Genomic DNA, 18,525 nt, shown 5'->3' on the forward strand with positions numbered 1-18,525 from the left:
GGTGGTCCCGAGTGATGTCCGTAGGTAATGACTCGGGGGCCTCATAAGGGAGGGAAGCGACATAGATCGCGCCCATTCTCAGGACGTTTAACTCAGTTCTTAAAGATTAGTCACGGCTATGGAATCAATCAAGAGGCTGTGGCCAACGATAAAAGTAAGGTTCACTGTTATTGGGTCGGGTTCGAAAACGTTTATGTCCCCAAAAATATTGCTCTGGAAATCGCCTAATTTGCTCTTCAATGAAACGGTTCATGCGTGCCACGTCCTCCTCTATGGAGTCGGTGGGATAATTTTCCCAGGGCTCAAAAAACTCAACTTGATAGCCCGTATGCCCTGGCAAAGCGTAGCAAATAGTTGGGATCACCACAGCATTTGTGAGTTGAGCTAAGCGCGGTAGGGTGGTGACGGTGGCTGCTGGAAGATTAAAAAACGGCACAAAAATAGAATCGTTATTCTCTCCAAAATCCATATCAGGAAGAATATATAAGCGTCTGCCGTCCTTAAGTCCACGAATAAGTGGTCTTAATCCTTGCTTGCGTTGTACAAAAATAACATCATCCAAACGATCACGGGCCGCGCAGATCAAACGGTCAATGTCAGGGTTTTTATGGGGGGCAAACATAGCGATACCACGAAAAACCCTACTCATTCGTGCCCCTTGTATTTCTAGACCAACAAAGTGGGGAGTTAAAAATATAATGGGTCGTGTTTGGTTTTCGGTAAAGTGTATATTTTTAAAAGTGACTAGTTTTTCTATTCTGGTTTTGGGGGCCCACCAAATAACCCCTAATTCAAGTAAGCTTGTACATAACGCGCTCAATTGTTTTTTAACTAACTGACGTTGTTCAATGGTAGAGAGTTCAGGGAAACAGGCGTGAATATTAATGCGGCTGGTACGACTCATTTTAGTATAAAAAGCCAAGTGACCTATCGCTCGACCAAGATAGGCGAGGATAGGTAGAGGCAAAAAATGCACGAGCCACAGTAAAGCAATACCCATCCAAGTGGGGAGTCGTAATAATATTTTCATAAGTCAGAGATTACGACATAGGGAAGAGATTGTGCGGTGACCGAAATATTGTTTCGTGCGATCATCAAGGGTACCTTTTGTCGCATAGCATCAACCTGTACCACAGCTAAAAATAAGTCACCGTGAGCTTGATGGCAACAGTTAATGACATGGCCTAGCGTGCTATTTTGATCCGAAACGCTGACCAGTATATCGCTCTCTTCTATCGTGGCAGCAGAGCAGCTAAAAAGAAAAGTACGGCGTTTTACCTGGCCTAAATAGTGGGTACGCGCCACAATTTCTTGGCCTGTATAGCAGCCTTTTTTAAAACTAACAGCTTGTATCAGATCCATATTGACCATCTGCGGGATCCATTGATCTTGCTCTGATAAGGTGATTTCAGGAAAGCCCTCGATAATTTGCGTTTGTTGCCACAGATCATGGTGCTCCTCGCTATGATTCAAGGCTAAGACTTTACTGAGCAGCGATGTCTCACCAATTATGATGACTCTATCTGAATGGTAGCGAATAATGTGTAAGCCTTGCTCGGTGGTGAGGGCGTCTGTTTTAAGGGGGCAGGGTAGAGAGAGACTTTCCAAGGCAGCCTCAATATGCGCTGAAAAGAGTCCAATTTGTAAATATTGATGAGAGAAGTCTTCAATGACCACCTTGTCGCGCAGGATAAACATAGTGAGACGTTTAATTAACGCTTGGCTCAGTTCTGCCTTGGGTTGCCACCAAAACCCTTGACTATCTCGCCAGACTAGTCCGCTTGCCAGAAGGCGTCCCTTAGGGGTGCAGTAGCCAGTCAAAGAGACGCTTCCCTCTTTAACGAGGGACATATCTTGGGTCAATTGACCTTGTAGAAATTTTTCAGCATCGGAGCCACTAAAGCGTATTAACCCATAGTGGTTAAGAGATTGATGAATCAGCATAAGTGAACTGTAATAAATAAGGAACAATACCTTATTTTAAACCAGAGTGATCCGTTAAGGGGGGAATGAATCGCTTTTCAAATACTGTGGGAAGATGGGATCCGTTATAATAATCTTATTTAAACCGTGGAAAATTAATTGATATGAATGCAGTCCACTATATGCAAGGCTCCCAAGCTCTATCACCCTTTCGCTTACAACGTTTACGTCAAAAGTTAGTACAGATAGGTTTGCCGGTGGTGAATCTTACTGCATGGTATGAACATTGTTTTTCTATACACGCCCGCATTGATGAAGACGGGGGCAATCGTCTGCAACAGATTCTCAGTTATGGGGAACCCATGGATACTCTCCAGGATAGGGAAGCGAGTTTAATTGTCGCCCCTCGTGTGGGGACTATTTCACCTTGGTCCAGTAAAGCTACGGATATTGTGCATCATTGTGGTTTAACCCAAGTTGACCGCATAGAGAGGGTGGTAGCTTATCAAGTCAACTTGTCTCAACCCATGACTGAAGACATTTGGCATCAACTTGCTGAATCTTTACACGATCGAATGACTGAGACAGTGATTCGTCACCGTACGGAGTACCAGCGTTTATTCGAACCCCATGAGCCGCAGCCGTTAAATAGAGTCAACCTACTCGCAGAGGGACGGCAAGCTTTGGTGAAAGCTAATCAGGACTATGGTTTAGCTCTAACAGAGGATGAAATTGATTATTTACTGGAAGTCTTTGTTACGGCTAATAGAAATCCTACAGATGCTGAATTATTGATGTTTGCTCAAGCTAACTCAGAGCACTGTCGACATAAGATTTTTAATGCTGACTGGGTAATTGATGGACAACCACAACAGGCGTCGCTCTTTGCCATGGTGCGCGCTACTCACCAACATCATCCCCAAGGAACTATTGTAGCTTATGCAGATAACGCTGCTATTTTGACCGGTAAGCTCGCCCATCGTTTTTTCCCTGATGCTGACGGATCTTATGCCTACCAACCTTTATTAACACACTTTTTAGTTAAGGTGGAAACTCATAATCATCCCACAGCTATTGCTCCTTATCCTGGCGCCGCCACGGGTAGTGGCGGTGAGATTAGAGATGAGGGCGCTACGGGTATTGGGGCTAAGCCTAAAGCAGGATTAAGTGGGTTTAGTGTTTCTCATTTACATATCCCAGGGTTTGTTCAGCCGTGGGAAGCAGGAACTGGGGAACGCCCCTCTCGTATTGTATCGGCGCTAGATATTATGATTCAAGGTCCGATTGGAGCAGCGGCATTTAATAATGAGTTTGGTCGTCCTAATCTTGCCGGCTATTTTAGGACTTATGAACAACAAGTGGCTGGCGAAATGCGTGGCTATCATAAACCCATTATGCTAGCAGGAGGCATTGGTGTTATTGACGATCGGCACACCCATAAAAAACCCTTGCAAGCGGGTTGTTTGTTTATTCAGTTAGGTGGCCCTGGAATGAGAATTGGTCTAGGTGGAGGGGCGGCCTCCTCAATGACGAGTGGTGATAATCAAGAGCAATTAGATTTTGACTCTGTGCAACGATCTAACCCTGAAATACAACGACGCGCTCAGGAGGTCATTGATCGTTGCTGGCAATTGGGTGAAAAAAATCCTATTCTTGCTATTCACGACGTGGGGGCAGGCGGTCTTTCAAATGCTTTTCCAGAACTCGCGTACGACGGAGGAGTGGGGGGGCGTTTTGATATACGTCAAGTCCCCTCTGAGGAGCCTGGTATGTCACCCAGAGAAATCTGGAGTAATGAATCTCAAGAGCGCTATGTCCTAGCCATTCATCCAGACCAACTCACGGTGTTGACGCACATGTGTGAGCGTGAACGTTGTCCCTTTGCTGTGGTGGGGGTGGCGACGCAAGAGCTACGCTTGGTGGTGGAAGACAGCTTGCTTAACGAAACTGTAGTGGATATGTCATTAGAATCATTATTAGGAAAACCTCCTAAAATGTTACGTAATGTGGCTCATCTTCAACCCACACTACCCCCTCTACAGTTTGATCAATCGATCACTGTTAGAGAAGCCTTGTACCGAGTATTACGTTTGCCTGCCGTGGCTGACAAAAGCTTCTTAATAACCATTGGCGATCGCACGGTGGGAGGATTATCTCATCGTGATCCGATGGTGGGACGTTGGCAAGTACCTGTCGCTGATGTGGCGGTGACCTTGGCAGATTTTCATCATTACCATGGCGAAGCTTTTGCTATGGGTGAACGTACTCCCTTAGCAGTCATCAATGCGCCTGCCTCTGGACGGATGGCTGTAGGGGAGACCCTTACTAATTTGGCCGCTGCTCGCATCGCTAAATTAAGTGATATCAAATTATCAGCCAATTGGATGGCGGCCGCCGGTTCTTTGGGTGAAGATGCTTTATTGTATGACACCGTTAAGACAGTCACGCAGGATATTTGTATAGACCTTGATTTAAGTATTCCTGTGGGCAAAGATTCTATGTCCATGAAAACAGTCTGGCAGGACGAAAATGGACAGCATGCGGTCACCTCCCCCTTGTCTTTAATTATTTCGGGCTTCGCTTCTTGTCTTGATGTACGAAACACCTTAACGCCTGAGTTATGCCATGAGGAACCCACGACCTTGTTATTCATTGATCTTGGTCGAGGAAAAAATCGATTAGGAGCCAGTGCCCTGGCTCAAGTTTTTAACCAAGTGGGTAATGAAACACCTGACGTAGATAAAGCGCAAGATTTGAAAGCCTTTTTTGTCATCATCCAGGTCTTAAATCAAGAGGGCAAGATTCTTGCCTACCATGATCGATCAGATGGTGGAATGGTTACAACGCTATGCGAAATGTTGTTTTGTTCAAGATTAGGTGCCACTATTAACCTTAGCGCCATCGTTCAATCAGACCAAGTCATGGCTTGTTTGTTTAATGAAGAGTTAGGGGCCCTTATCCAAGTCAGAGAGACAGATTTGGTGTATGTTCAAGAGTCATTAGATGCTGTGGGGTTGGTTGGAGCTCATTATGTATTAGGACATGTCAACGATAGCGATCGTCTGGTTATTCAACATAATCAACAGGTACTAGTGGATGAGTCGTTGGGGCAGCTTCATCTTGCTTGGTCTGAAACTAGCCATCGAATTCAGATGTTACGTGATAACCCCCAAACAGTAATGCAAGAGTATGAGCGGATTAATCATCGCAGTGATCCGGGATTAACCTGGCATTTAACTTTTGACCCAAATCAAGATATAGCGGCTCCTTACATTAATACAGGTGTTCGCCCAAAGATTGCCATATTACGAGAGCAAGGGGTGAATGGTCATGTGGAGATGGCCGCAGCTTTTGATCTGGCAGGGTTTAAGGCGGTAGATGTTCACATGAGCGATATCTTGCACGGACGTGTTCACTTGTCAGAATTTAAAGGAATGGTCGCCTGTGGCGGATTTTCTTATGGCGACGTGTTGGGTGCGGGGGAAGGATGGGCTAAATCTATTTTGTATAATACTCGAGCTTATGATCAGTTTTCCGCTTTCTTCAATCGGCTAGATGTCTTTGCTTTAGGAGTTTGTAATGGGTGCCAGATGATGAGTAATTTGTCAGCGCTGATTCCAGGCGCTGATCACTGGCCTCGTTTCAAACGTAACCGGTCGGAACAATTTGAAGCCAGAGTGGTTTTGCTGGAGATCACACCAAGTCAATCGGTATTATTAAAAGGTATGGCAGGCAGTCGCATCCCTGTCCCTATTGCTCATGGTGAAGGCTATGCGAAATTTGCTAATGAAGACTCGCTCAATCGAGCACAAGGGTTCATCTCTTTGCGTTATGTGGATGGGTTTGGTAGAGTTGCCACCACTTATCCATTAAACCCTAACGGTTCGCCTACTGGACTGGCTGGAATCACATCCAGAGACGGCCGTTTTACCATCATGATGCCTCATCCTGAGAGAGCCTTTAGAACCGTACAAAACTCTTGGTATCCCGATTCATGGTCTGAGAATGGACCTTGGTTGAGAATGTTTAGAAATGCGCGAGCGTTTGTTAATTAGTAAGGAATAAGTGATCCCAACTACGGGTAACTTGAAGAATATGTTGGTTAGCGATGGCTAAAGGGATGCGTGCTTCAGTGGCTCCCTTTAGTCTTTCTGTGTGTTGCCATTCGCGATACTGAATATAGCATTGTGCCAAGGCCGCCCCTTCCTCAGTATTTAATAAGCCTAGTTGAGCGCAACGCTGCAGGAGTGCAACATTCCCCAAGTTATCTGTTAAACCATGAAATTGATGGGCATGGGCCAATATTAAAAACTGTACGATAAATTCGATATCAATCATCCCTCCCTTGTCGTGTTTAATATCAAATAGCTCCGTAGGATTAGGATGGCCATGGTACATGCGCTCACGCATTGATAGGATTTCTTGCTTGAGGGAGGTCATGTTCCGTTCTTTAGTTAAGACATCAAAGCGAATTTGATTGAAGGATTCTCCCACAGGATTATCCCCGCAACAAAAGCGTGCGCGAGTGAGGGCTTGATGCTCCCATACCCAAGCTGAGTTATCTCTGTTTTGGTGATGGTAGTGGTGAAAAGCATCAAGAGGGCTCACTAACAACCCGGCGCTACCATTGGGTCTTAATTGCATATCAATGTCATAGAGGATTCCTGTCCCTAGGGGAGTTACCATCCATTGTGAAAACTTTCTGACCAGATATGAATAATGAATTTGTGCGTCAGGATCATCGTCGTTATGTAAAAAGACTAGATCCAAATCTGAGGCGTAACCCATTTCTTTACTTCCCCATTTGCCATAAGCAATGATGGCCAGTTTAGGGTGAGGGATGTGTTTCTTAGGATACTGTTGCCAAACCGCTGTTAAAACAACCTCTGCGAGTACATCAGCCATGGCGCTTAAATGATCTGCCACTTCAGTGACGGTCAGTTTCTTATGCAGGTCTTGTAACAAAATCTGGAAGGTCTGTTGTTGTTTTGCCCTTCTTAGAAGATGCATTTGTTCTTCAATATCATCTGGTACCTCATTCATTCTTTCCTGTAAATGGTCTTTAAAGTTATTCCAGTAATCTGTCACATCATGATGGAAAGGGTTACTTTTTAAAAACTCATCTAATAATTGAGGTCGTTGCGTGATGTACTGACTGGCCCATTCGGAGGTATTAAGTAAATCAATTAATCTAGCGATGACATGAGGATATTCCACCAACAAGATCACATAGGAGGCTTTACGACTAATGGCTTCCATGAAACGTAAGAAACGATTCACGATAGTGTCATGTTGTTCTGATGGATAACCTTCAAAGATGAGGGTTATCCCTTTGCCCATGGCTATATCAAACTGTTCCCTGGTTCGTGACGTTTGTGCTCGATAGGAGAAGGTGTTTTTTAAAGAAGACAGTTTTTGTATCAATGCGAAATCAGGTGTTGTTTGATGATATTCATCAACCAATCCCTCTGCCCGTTGCCAGAATTGGTCTCCTATACTTAAAACAGGTTCGGTTTCTTTTGGGAAGATTTTATCAAACAGCAAGCTAACCTGATCACGGTGAGCGTTCAGTTTTTTCAAAAAACTATGGCTATCCATATATCCCATACTCAAGGCGAGTTCTGTGAGATCGTGCTCATTGACAGGTAAGTAATGAATTTGTAAATCTTCTCGATATTGAATTCGATGCTCAAGTTGTCTCAAAAATAAATAGGCTTCTCTGAGTTGTTTTCTATCTTGAGCTGTCATAAATCCACGCTCAACTAATCTATCCAACACCTCAAGGGTGGGGATGACTCTTAACTTAACATCTTGTCCGCCATGAATGAGTTGGAATACTTGAGCGATAAATTCAATTTCGCGAATACCCCCAGACCCTAATTTAATATCTGTACCTCGATAGCTTTGCTTAAGCTCCGAGGCGCTGGCTTCATCTCTTATTAAACGATGAATACTGCGCAGTGCGCTCATGGCAGAAAAATCTAGGTGGCGCCGATATACAAATGGAATAACTTTCTCCATTAAGGCTTGAGTACCTCGTTTTACCTGTGCATTCTCTGGGTCAGACACCACTCGTGCTTTAATCCAGGCATAGCGTTCCCAATCGCGACCCTGAATAGTAAAGTAATCTTCCAACATGGCGAGATTGACCACTAGCGGTCCTGCTGTTCCGTTAGGACGCAATCTTAAGTCAACACGAAATACGAAACCCTCGTCGGTCATTTCGGAAAGTAACTTATTTAATTGCTGGCCAAGGCGATGAAAAAAATCTTGGTTAGAAATGGATCGTTGCTCGGGAGAGGAGGGATGAGTGTCGCCTTCCTCCTCATAGGCAAAAATCAAATCTATGTCTGAGGAAACATTTAGCTCTCTACCGCCTAACTTGCCCATGGCTATAACCAATAACTCTTGGCTCTGATGTGTCTCTCGGCCCACTGGCGTACCGTGACGACTAATCAATTCATCGGTAAGCGTCCTGATAGCCTGTTGTATAGAAAACTCTGCAAAGTCACTCATTAGCTGAGTCACTTCATGGACATCCGCGAGTCCCATCAGATCCTTAATGATGAGATGACTGTATACCTGTTGTCTTAAACGCCTCAATCCAATGGCGAGTCGCTGACTATGGGGGCCTTCCTGCGGAGTAAGTTGACGAAGAGGTTCTATGAATGAAAAACGCGTCCAAACCGAAGTCAAGGACGCGTTAATTACTTCTTGAGAGACTTTCTTTGCTTTAAGAAGTCTCGACAAATAATGGGAATACTGCCAAGGATCAAACAAAATTAATTGTTTTCGATTTTGGCTTTACTGTGTAATTCTTGCACCATTTTTGCAAAGGCCTCTTGTTCTTTAGCTTGACGGATACGCTCTTTCACATCGTCAAATGGAGGGGCTTTCAAGGCACGGACATCTAGTAGACGAATAATATGATAGCCAAATTGTGTTTTGACGGGTTTGTCAGTAAATTGTCCTTTTTTAAGGTTTACCATGGCGTCCGCAAACCCTTTTACAAAGGTGGAAGGAGCAGCCCAACCTAATTTTCCACCGTTAGCGCTAGATCCTGTATCAAGACTCTTTTCTTTGGCGAGTTTCTCAAAGTTCGCGCCTTTTTTGAGTTCTGCAATGATGTGATCAGCCTCAGCTTCTGTTTTGACAAGAATATGTTCGGCAGAGTACTCTTTAGAACCCACTTCGCTTTTCATTTTGTCATATTCATTTCTAAGAACGCTGTCTGAAATAGGATGCTCTTTGGCATAGCGGGTTTGTAAGGCACGGGCCAGAATCTGTTGTCTGGTTAAGTCGATTTGTGCTGCATTAGCTGGGTCTTTATCTAACCCCTCTTTTTCCGCTTCTTGAGAGATGAGAAGTAATGCAATCAGATTATCCTTAACAGCGCGTTCAAGCTGTTCTCCACCTGGATGACCTTGTGCTTCTTGAGAACGCATCACCACATCTACTTTCTCATTGGAAATGGGCGTACCGTTAACAATAACTTCTTTTCCGTTGTTACTGCTAGAGCCCGTGGCTTGTTTTGTTTGGTCAGCATACACTAAGGTTAAGCCTAACAGTCCCCCCACTAGTGATAGGGAAATAAGTGTTTGTTTCAATTTCATAATAATGTAGTCCTTGATTGAAAATTACTGTTATCTATTAAGGAGGTTAATCCTTAATGCATGAATTCTATGAGGAAATAAATCACCTAAAGCATTATAAATCAGTCTGTGACAACTTAGGACATCTTTACCTGCAAACTGTTCACTATCTATGGTTAATTTAAAGTGCCCAGCACCTTGACTTTCAAGATGTCCCTCATGGAGTCTCGTGTCATCTCTGATAGTGAGTGTTTTAGGTTCTAAACTAGCCAAACGCTCCTTCATGAGATCAATAAGATTATCGTTATTAATCATTGGGTTGTTTGATATGTTTTGCTAAAAGAATGCCTTGTATCACAATAAATATTATCATTAAGGCCAACAAACCAAATAATTTGAATTTAACCCATACCGGTTCAGGATAGTGAAAAGCCACGTATAAGTTAATAGCTCCCAGAAAACTAAAGAAGATTGCCCAAGCCATGTTAATTTTTCCCCATAGGGTATCTGGTAAATGTAATTCTTTGCCTAACAGGGAGCGCATGGGATTTTTTTGTAAAACCAGGGGGCCTAAGAATAATATGGTGGCAAATATCCAGTAGAGTACAGTGGGTTTCCAACGAATAAACACAGTTGGGTTAATCCCGCCTAAGGGATGGGATTTCGTCCACAATGTTAAACCACCAAAGATGACTATCACCACAAGACCAATCCAGGCTGCGGGCTCTACTCTTTTTTTAAGAAGAAGGAGTGCAGCAATTTGTAAAATGCTAGAAGCTATGGCCACCGCTGTAGCCCAGTAGATACCATGCCATTGATAGGCTATAAAAAATAAAACAACTGGAAACAAATCAAAGAATATTTTCATAGACTGTTATTTTCCTAGAAAAGGGGTAGGGTTGTCTATGACAAAATGAAAAAGAGGTGTATCGGGGAAACCTAAGATTTGCTATCATATACCTATTACTTTATTAAAAAATCCATGGAAAACATTGACTTACATAATCACTCCCGTGTTTCAGATGGTCTATTAAGTCCCACTGAGCTAGTTCGGTTGGCCGCTTCTAATGGAGTGACAACCCTGTCACTCACTGACCATGACGATGTGGGGGGGTTAGCTGAGGCGAGACTCGCTGCTGTAGAAGCGGGCATTGTATTTATTAATGGGGTGGAGATTTCTGTTACCTGGGGTAATCACACGGTTCATGTGGTAGGCCTTAATATTGACCCCACCCACCATGTTTTGGTTGAGGGATTACTTCAAATTCGTCAAGGAAGAGTGGCAAGAGCTAAGCTAATTGGTGATGAGCTGGCTAAGGTAGGCATCGCAGGGGCTTTTGAAGGAGCTCTCAAGTTTGCTCAAAATCCTAATATCATCGCTCGGCCTCATTTTGCTCGGTATATTGTTGAGCAAGGTCATGCTAAAAATGTGTCGCAAGTCTTTAAAAGATATCTCATTAAAGGTAAACCCGGGTTTGTAAGACACCGTTGGGCAGATCTTTCGGAGGCATTACATTGGATTCGCGCTGCCCAGGGTATTCCAGTACTGGCTCATCCGGGACGTTATGAAATGGGTAAAGCCAAGATGGAATCTTTATTAGATGAATTTGTTGAGTTTGGCGGTTTAGCTCTTGAGGTAGTCACTTCAAACCACAATAAAGAAGAGGTCGAAATTTTTGCGCAGCATGTTAGAAAAAGAAATTTACTGGCGTCGCGAGGATCTGATTTTCATGGTCCGGGGGAAAGCTTTTGCGAACCGGGCAAATTACCTGAGTTACCCTATGGTTGTAAACCAGTCTGGCAAATGTGGTCGCCCCCATCAACTCATTAAACTAGGAGTAGAGAATGTACCCTGACCGTGTGCTTTCAGGCATGCGCCCAACGGGCTCGATGCATCTTGGTCATTACCATGGTGTATTAAAAAATTGGATTAAGTTGCAACATGAACATGAGTGTTTGTTTATGGTGGCCGACTGGCATGCTTTGACAACACATTATGATGACCCTAGCCATGTTGAGTCCCATGTTTGGGATATGGTGATTGATTGGTTAGCGGCGGGGGTGGATCCCAATCAGGCTACTTTGTTTATTCAATCCAGAGTGCCTGAGCATGCGGAACTCCACTTGATTTTATCAATGATGACTCCTCTGGGTTGGCTAGAGAGGGTTCCCACCTACAAAGAGCAACAAGAAAAACTTACCGATAAAGATTTATCGACCTATGGTTTTTTGGGTTATCCCTTATTACAGGCCGCGGATATTTTGATATATCGCGCTAATCAAGTGCCGGTAGGTGAGGATCAAATTCCCCATATTGAATTTACTCGTGAAGTGGCGCGTCGTTTTAATCATTTATACGGACGTGAGCTTGGTTTTGGTGAAAAAGCTCTGGCGGCGGTTAAAAAACTGGGTACCAAAAAGGCTAAGCTATATTTGGACTTACGAAATCGTTATCAAGAACAAGGTGATGAAGACGCGCTTGAGCAGGCTCGTGAAATTATTTCGGAAACACAAAACTTGACGGTGGCAGATAGAGAGCGAGTATTTGGTTATCTGGAGGGGAGCGGCAAGATGATTTTAGTTGAACCCCAATCGATCCTTACGGAGGAATCTCGTTTGCTTGGCTTGGATGGTCAAAAAATGTCTAAGTCTTATAATAACTCTATTTCACTCAGAGATGATGAGGAAACGGTAACGAAAAAAATTCGTACAATGCAAACCGATCCTGCTCGTGTTAGACGAACTGATCCCGGCGATCCTAATCGTTGCCCGGTATTCTCGTTTCACAGGACCTATAGTGATGAAAAAACTTGTGATTGGGTGGTGGAAGGATGTAAAACCGCGGCCATTGGCTGTTTGGAATGCAAACAACCAGTCATTGATAAAGTGAATGCTGAGTTAAAACCCATGCAAGACAAAGCGGCCATTTACACCAGCGACCCTACCTTAGTTAAAAATATTATCGCTGACGGTTGTGAGCGAGCTAAAAAGATTGCTAACGATACCCTTCGCGACGTGAGGGAAGCCACTGGGTTATCCTATTCATGAGTGATGTGGAGGTTCTAGAGATACCTATTAGCCATGCAATTGCTAAGGTTAATGGCGAGCCTATTTCCTCTCTTCCCACAGATCTTTACATTCCTCCAGAAGCATTAGAGGTTTTTTTAGAGAGTTTCGAGGGGCCGCTGGATTTACTGCTTTATCTCATTAGAAAAAATTCTCTTGATATTTTAGATATTCCTATGGCTGAGCTCACTCGTCAATATATGAGTTATGTTGAAGCCATGCGACAGGGCCGCCTGGAGTTGGCTGCTGAATATTTAGTGATGGCTGCTGTACTCATAGAAATTAAATCAAGAATGCTCTTACCCGTGCCCCCAGCCAGCACGGAGGAGGAAGAGATTGATCCTCGTGCAGTCTTAATGAGACGTCTTCTTGAATATGAAAGAATAAAAATGGCGGCTCATGAGTTAGAGGAAATGCCCCGTGAGGGAAGAGAATTTAAGCATGCTCGTGCTTGGGTGGATGATGTGCTATTAGAGCGCTTACCCGAGGTATCACTGCGTGATTTACAAGATGCTTGGGTACTTGTTTTATCACGTATTAAAATAAACAAACACCACAGAATTAGCCGTGAACAACTCTCGGTTCGAGAATATATGACCAAAATTCTTAAGCGATTAAATGAACATCAGTTTGTCGCTTTTATGGATTTATTTGATGAGGGAATGAGCGTTCCGCTGGCGGTAGTCAATTTTATTGCTATCCTTGAATTAGTGAAAGAACGAATGGTGAACGTATCTCAAACTGAAGCTTACGCACCGCTTTATGTTAGTCTCGGTGGGGAGTCCGTGGAGTAATGACTATGCACATAGATCAAGAAGTAAGTCAGGAAGCAAAAAAACTGATTGAAGCCAGTATTCTTGTTGCTGAGGAGCCGATAAATATTGGCCTTTTAAAGAAATTATTTGCCGGTCAGTTCGAACATAATCATATCCAGCAGTGGTTACAAGAATTACAACAGGACTGGCAGGGGCGTGGCGTTGAATTGGTAGAGGTGGCAACAGGATGGCGTTTTCAGACTAAGGCTGAGGTGCAAGATAAAATCAACGCGGTTAATCCTGAAAAACCTCCAAAATACTCCAGAGCCGTTATGGAAACCTTAGCAATTATTGCTTATCGCCAACCGGTAACTCGGGGTGACATTGAAGAAATTCGAGGCGTGGCGGTTGCCTCCAATGTGATTCGAACCCTTGAAGCACGGGGTTGGGTAGAGGTACTAGGACACCGTGAGGTACCTGGTAAACCCGCTTTATATGGCACCACAAAACAATTTTTAGATGACTTAAATATACATTCTCTGTCAGACCTTCCTCCCTTAATGGACTTACAAGAAAACCCGAACGAAGTAGCTTTAACTCTCTCCTTGGAGGATGCTGTGGACAGTGAGTTAAAGATTCAATTAGATGAAGCCAATTTAAATGACATTACCCTCAGCTCAGAAGCTACATAAAATTCTTGCCCAGTCAGGACTGGGTTCGCGCCGTGACATGGAAACCCTGATTGAAGAGGGACGTGTATTGGTTAACGGTGAAGTGGCTACAGTTGGTACCCGAATTACCACAATGGATACGGTTAAAGTTGATCGGCGTATTATTAAATTAAACTTTTCTGAAGAAATTCCTAAAATTCTTTTGTATTACAAACCAGAAGGGGAAATAGTTAGCCGTGATGATCCGCAGGGGAGACCTTCTGTATTTAGTGCACTCCCTCGAATTCGAGGAGGGAAATGGATTAATGTAGGTCGTTTAGATTTTAATACCAGTGGTTTACTAGTATTCACTAACAATGGAGATCTTGCTAATCGCTTAATGCACCCCAGTTTTGAGATTGAGCGTGAGTATGCGGTACGACTTGTTGGCGAGATGTCTGAAGATGATTTAAAACGTTGTTGTAAAGAAATCACTCTTGATGATGGCCCTGCACGATTTGAATGGATACGGGATATGGGTGGTGAGGGAACTAATCATTGGTATCAAGTGGGGATCAAGGAAGGAAGAAATCGTGAAGTAAGACGAATGTTTGAAGCCATGAATTTGATGGTTAGTCGTTTATTGAGAACCCGTTACGGTATGATGGAACTGCCTTCAAGGCTTAAGCGCGGGCAGTTTTTAGAATTAAAACCTGAACAAGTTAAGCAAGTGATTGAATGGGTCGGTATTACTAAACCCATGAAGGTCAAACAACACACTCCTTCCCCAAGAGACAAGAGCTATACTCCCGGTCGGATTCGTAGCCGGCGCAGTGCCAGCGATTTATCTTCTCACAGCAAATCTTCGCGACGCAGAACAAAAACATAATCATCTCCAGCGGGAAGAGATAAAAATAAAAAGGGAAGTTGTGGAAAAGCGTTTTCTAATGCTGCTCGATTATGTCCGATCTCCACAATGAGTATGCCGTTCTTAGCTAGATGCTGTGGTGCCTCTTTAAGAAGACGTTTAATATGATCAAGACCGTCCTCTCCGCTCGCTAGTGCGAGATTAGGTTCCGAACAATATTCAGCGGGCAAGGAAGACATTGTTTCAGCATCCACATAGGGGGGGTTTGAGATAATTAGTGAGTAGTGTTTGTGACTGGGTAAGGCCTGAAACAAATCCCCATGGCGTAGATGAATTTGATGAGCTAAGCCATATTGACTAACGTTGATCTGGGCAACTTCTAAGGCATCTTTAGAAATATCTACCGCATCCACTGAAGCTTCAGGAAATAACAGTGCCAATAAAATCGCTAAAGATCCCCCGCCTGTGCATAAATCAGCCACATGCTTAACGGCTTTGGGATCTTTAAACCAAGTATCGAGATCATTGAGTAATACCTCAGCAATAAAAGACCTAGGTACGATAGTTCTCTCGTCCACATAAAACCGATAATCTCCAAGCCATGCTTCGTGTGTGAGGTAGGCTACAGGAATTTTTTCTACAACCCGTCTTTGGATCAGTTCAAAGAGTTTGGTTTTTTCTTGCTCAGTTAAACTGGCGTCTAACCATAGATTTTTTTGATCAAAGGGCAGATGCAGTGTGTGGAGGATTAAATAACTGGCTTCCTCGTGAGCGCTAGGAAAGCCGTGACCAAAATATAAGCCCGCCTCGTTATACAGGGTGACTGTATAACGTAAAAGGTCTCTGATAGTGACAATTTCTTCAGGTAAAAATTGAGTATCCATCATCATTATCCTTAGGAAGTCAGGAGTTTTTTTAATAGGGTACAGTAAATGCTTGAGAGATGATCAAGGTCGCTGACTTTTACTGCTTCGTTACGTTGGTGAATGGTGGCATTAGAAGGACCGATTTCAACGAGTTCTTTACATATATCAATAATAAATCTTCCATCTGATGTGCCGCCAGTTGTGGATATTTTAGTTTGGATACCCACTACTTCATAAATAGCTTCAGAGGCGCAATGGATCAGTTTTCCTTTTTCAGTAAGAAAAGGTTTCGCACCCAATTGCCAGTCGATATGAAAGTTCAGATGGTTTCTCTTAAGGATGGCTTCAGTACGCTCGATCAGAGACTGATCGGTACTTTCTGTGGAAAAGCGAAAATTAAACCAGATATGAACTTCGCCAGGAATAACATTACTTGCCCCCGTTCCTCCTTGGATATTGGATATTTGAAAAGTCGTAGCGGGGAAGTAGTTATTGCCTTGATCCCATTGCGTTGCCACTAACTCTGAAATTGCTGCGGCACACTCATGAATGGGATTAGTGGCCAAATGGGGATAAGCCACGTGACCTTGTTTGCCAATAATGGTGAGCTTGCCAGATAAGGATCCACGTCGACCATTTTTGATGGTGTCTCCTAATTGTTCCACTGCGGTAGGTTCTCCAATGATGCAGTAGTCGATAGAGATATTTTGGTTTTTTAACCATTCCACCACTTTGACTGTACCGTCCGTGGCTGGGCCTTCTTCGTCGGAAGTAAGTAGTAATGCAATAGATCCTTTGACATTGGGTTGGGTGTTTATGAACGATTCAATGGCGGTGACGAAAGCCGCTAAGGAGGATTTCATGTCAGAGGCCCCACGACCGTAAAGGAGGTCTCCAACTTGGGTGGGTTCAAAGGGTGGCGATTGCCATCCGTCCTCAGGGCCGGTGGGTACTACGTCGGTGTGACCTGCAAAAACCACTAAAGGAGACTCTGTTCCACGCCTTAACCAAGTATTAGTGACGCCGTGACTCTTGATAACCTGTTCCTTAAAGCCTAATGGGATTAATCGATGGCTAATCAGTGTCTGGCAACCTTGGTCATCAGGGGTGACTGAGGGACGGGCAATAAGTTCTTTAACAAGTGCTAGTGTATTAGTCATGGTTATGTTCTAAATGGTAAACAATGGCGCTGGTATCCCCTTCAAAGATACCATTCATACCATATTGTTTCTCAAAAAAAAGAAAATCTCCATCTTGATTGCCAATCACAATGGAAGATGCTCGTGTTCCGTAATCATCTGATTTAATGAAGGCAGCGGACAATCGACGTTCAAGCTCTAGAGATAAACCTGTACTGGGTAATGATGAATCGGCATAAATGGCATCATTGGATAAAATGTCGCTTAACACGGTGAGGCATTGCGTGTCGTCGTGTAAATCTTCAAGTGTACGTATGTCTTTAGCCCACGTCTTAAGAGTGTGACTTAATTGTTCTTTACCCACTGTGACTTTTGGCCATGGTGTGTCAAGAAAATGATTACTGAGTCCATAAATACCTGGATCAAGAGAGTGGATTGTTTTTGATTTACTTTCAAAACAGGTTAACTCTTGATGATCATACAAGAGTAAATTAAAGTCGTTAAACCTATCAAGATGATGTGTTAGATCTGTTAAGTACTCGTTTATGGGCTGTGAGTGGCATAGAAAGTTAGCGGTCAGTTGCCCCCGAGATTTAACGTCAGTTTTTAATCGACTTGGATCACGGTAATTAGTCACAGCGGCTAATCGTTTGAAGCGGTTTACCCCAAGCCAGGTTCCTTCCGCTTGCAAATCCCGACCCCCATAAACGCTCTGATAATCAGCCCAAAAACGGGGGATTTGACTGGGTCTTTGATAAAACTCGTCGCGATTAGATAAAATAATTAACGGGAAATATGGGTGCTGTTGCCAGGCGACTAGTATTAAACACATAGTCCTTAATCGCCGCGTAATAACTCGTTAATACTGGTTTTCGCTCTTGTTTTAGCATCCACTTTTTTGACTATGACAGCGCAATAAAGACTGTATGTCCCGTCACTTGAAGGCAGGTTACCCGAGACAACCACAGAACCTGGGGGAATCTTCCCATAGGTGACGGAGCCAGTTTCGCGATCAAAAATCTTAGTACTTTGACCAATGTAAACACCCATTGAAATCACCGATCCTTCTCCCACGATAACTCCTTCCACTACCTCTGAACGCGCCCCAATAAAACAGTTATCCTCAATAATGGTTGGATTCGCCTGCACCGGCTCTAGCACTCCACCGATCCCAACTCCTCCTGATAAATGAACGTTTTTACCAATTTGGGCGCAGGACCCTACCGTAGCCCAAGTATCTACCATGGTTCCTTCATCTACGAAAGCCCCGATATTGATGTAGGAGGGCATTAATACTACGTTTTTAGCAATAAAACTTCCACGTCGAGCACTTGCCGGCGGCACAACACGAAAACCACCTTGTTCAAAATCAGCTGCCTCATAGGAGCTAAATTTACTATCCACTTTATCCCAATAACGGGTAAAGGCCCCTTCACTCATGGTGTTGTCGCGTAGCCTAAAGGATAGTAGCACTGCTTTTTTTAACCATTGATGGGTGACCCACTCATGATTAATTTTCTCGGCAACACGTAAAGTCCCCGTATCCAATCCATGAATTACCTCTTCAATTCCTTGCTTAAGATTGCTGGGGGCATTTGTGGGAGTAAACTCTGTGCGTTGTTCAAATGCTTCTTCAATAAGTGGTTGCAAATTCATCATTGGGTTT

Annotated in this window: 16 protein-coding genes; 6 read left to right on the top strand and 10 right to left on the bottom strand. The window is 43.7% G+C overall.

Going from position 1 to position 18,525, the window contains the following annotated elements; all coding sequences use genetic code 11:
- Positions 1-124: 124 nt before the first annotated feature.
- A complete protein-coding gene (locus FERRO_RS04310) occupies positions 125-1,030 on the bottom strand; it encodes a lysophospholipid acyltransferase family protein (protein ID WP_056929607.1) in 906 nt (301 codons plus the stop codon).
- Complete coding sequence (gene ygfZ / locus FERRO_RS04315; protein WP_056929608.1) at positions 1,027-1,944, bottom strand: CAF17-like 4Fe-4S cluster assembly/insertion protein YgfZ; 918 nt, start codon at positions 1,942-1,944, stop codon at positions 1,027-1,029. The genes FERRO_RS04310 and ygfZ overlap by 4 nt, the downstream gene beginning before the upstream one ends.
- 143 nt (positions 1,945-2,087) lie before the next feature.
- Between ygfZ and purL the strand changes: the two genes are divergently transcribed.
- Entirely contained in the window at positions 2,088-5,978 is a 3,891-nt protein-coding gene (purL, locus tag FERRO_RS04320; protein ID WP_056929609.1) for a phosphoribosylformylglycinamidine synthase, read from the top strand.
- Here the strand turns inward: purL and glnE are convergent.
- The 4 genes from glnE to FERRO_RS04340 are packed head-to-tail and all read right to left on the bottom strand — an operon-like array spanning position 5,971 to position 10,383.
- Positions 5,971-8,703, bottom strand: coding sequence for a bifunctional [glutamate--ammonia ligase]-adenylyl-L-tyrosine phosphorylase/[glutamate--ammonia-ligase] adenylyltransferase (gene glnE / locus FERRO_RS04325; RefSeq protein ID WP_056929610.1), 2,733 nt, complete (start codon positions 8,701-8,703; stop codon positions 5,971-5,973). The two genes, purL and glnE, sit on opposite strands and share 8 nt — an antisense overlap.
- Positions 8,704-8,705: 2 nt before the next feature.
- On the bottom strand, positions 8,706-9,536 hold the full coding sequence (locus tag FERRO_RS04330; RefSeq protein WP_056929611.1) for a peptidylprolyl isomerase: 831 nt from the start codon (positions 9,534-9,536) through the stop codon (positions 8,706-8,708).
- Between the two features lie 30 nt (positions 9,537-9,566).
- Positions 9,567-9,830 carry a BolA family protein gene (locus FERRO_RS04335; RefSeq protein WP_056929612.1) on the bottom strand — a complete coding sequence of 88 codons (264 nt, stop codon included), beginning with the start codon at positions 9,828-9,830 and terminating at the stop codon, positions 9,567-9,569.
- Positions 9,823-10,383, bottom strand: a complete 561-nt coding sequence (locus FERRO_RS04340) for a septation protein A (protein ID WP_056929613.1) — start codon at positions 10,381-10,383, stop codon at positions 9,823-9,825. The genes FERRO_RS04335 and FERRO_RS04340 overlap by 8 nt, the downstream gene beginning before the upstream one ends.
- A 114-nt stretch (positions 10,384-10,497) precedes the next feature.
- On the opposite strand from FERRO_RS04340, the gene FERRO_RS04345 reads away from it, so the two are divergent.
- The 5 genes from FERRO_RS04345 to rluB are packed head-to-tail and all read left to right on the top strand — an operon-like array spanning position 10,498 to position 14,875.
- Positions 10,498-11,346, top strand: a complete 849-nt coding sequence (locus tag FERRO_RS04345) for a 3',5'-nucleoside bisphosphate phosphatase (RefSeq protein ID WP_056929614.1) — start codon at positions 10,498-10,500, stop codon at positions 11,344-11,346.
- Positions 11,347-11,360: 14 nt separating this feature from the next.
- Complete coding sequence (locus FERRO_RS04350) at positions 11,361-12,563, top strand: tryptophan--tRNA ligase (protein WP_056929615.1); 1,203 nt, start codon at positions 11,361-11,363, stop codon at positions 12,561-12,563.
- Positions 12,560-13,375, top strand: a complete 816-nt coding sequence (locus tag FERRO_RS04355) for a segregation and condensation protein A (RefSeq protein WP_056929616.1) — start codon at positions 12,560-12,562, stop codon at positions 13,373-13,375. The genes FERRO_RS04350 and FERRO_RS04355 overlap by 4 nt, the downstream gene beginning before the upstream one ends.
- Before the next feature lie 5 nt (positions 13,376-13,380).
- Positions 13,381-14,028, top strand: coding sequence for an SMC-Scp complex subunit ScpB (gene scpB, locus FERRO_RS04360; RefSeq protein ID WP_082601174.1), 648 nt, complete (start codon positions 13,381-13,383; stop codon positions 14,026-14,028).
- Positions 13,997-14,875, top strand: coding sequence for a 23S rRNA pseudouridine(2605) synthase RluB (rluB, locus tag FERRO_RS04365; protein WP_056929617.1), 879 nt, complete (start codon positions 13,997-13,999; stop codon positions 14,873-14,875). Before scpB ends, rluB begins: the two co-directional genes overlap by 32 nt.
- Here the strand turns inward: rluB and prmB are convergent.
- The 4 genes from prmB to dapD are packed head-to-tail and all read right to left on the bottom strand — an operon-like array spanning position 14,839 to position 18,518.
- Complete coding sequence (gene prmB / locus FERRO_RS04370) at positions 14,839-15,744, bottom strand: 50S ribosomal protein L3 N(5)-glutamine methyltransferase (RefSeq protein WP_056929618.1); 906 nt, start codon at positions 15,742-15,744, stop codon at positions 14,839-14,841. The two genes, rluB and prmB, sit on opposite strands and share 37 nt — an antisense overlap.
- 5 nt (positions 15,745-15,749) lie before the next feature.
- Positions 15,750-16,886 (bottom strand): succinyl-diaminopimelate desuccinylase, encoded by a 1,137-nt coding sequence (dapE, locus tag FERRO_RS04375; RefSeq protein ID WP_056929619.1) that lies wholly within the window; start codon positions 16,884-16,886, stop codon positions 15,750-15,752.
- Positions 16,873-17,691 (bottom strand): NRDE family protein, encoded by an 819-nt coding sequence (locus tag FERRO_RS04380; RefSeq protein ID WP_056929620.1) that lies wholly within the window; start codon positions 17,689-17,691, stop codon positions 16,873-16,875. The genes dapE and FERRO_RS04380 overlap by 14 nt, the downstream gene beginning before the upstream one ends.
- A 5-nt stretch (positions 17,692-17,696) precedes the next feature.
- On the bottom strand, positions 17,697-18,518 hold the full coding sequence (gene dapD / locus FERRO_RS04385; RefSeq protein WP_056929621.1) for a 2,3,4,5-tetrahydropyridine-2,6-dicarboxylate N-succinyltransferase: 822 nt from the start codon (positions 18,516-18,518) through the stop codon (positions 17,697-17,699).
- Between the last annotated feature and the right edge of the window lie 7 nt (positions 18,519-18,525).

Origin of the sequence: Ferrovum sp. JA12 (assembly GCF_001431705.1) — a bacterium.
Classification (GTDB): domain Bacteria; phylum Pseudomonadota; class Gammaproteobacteria; order Burkholderiales; family Ferrovaceae; genus PN-J185.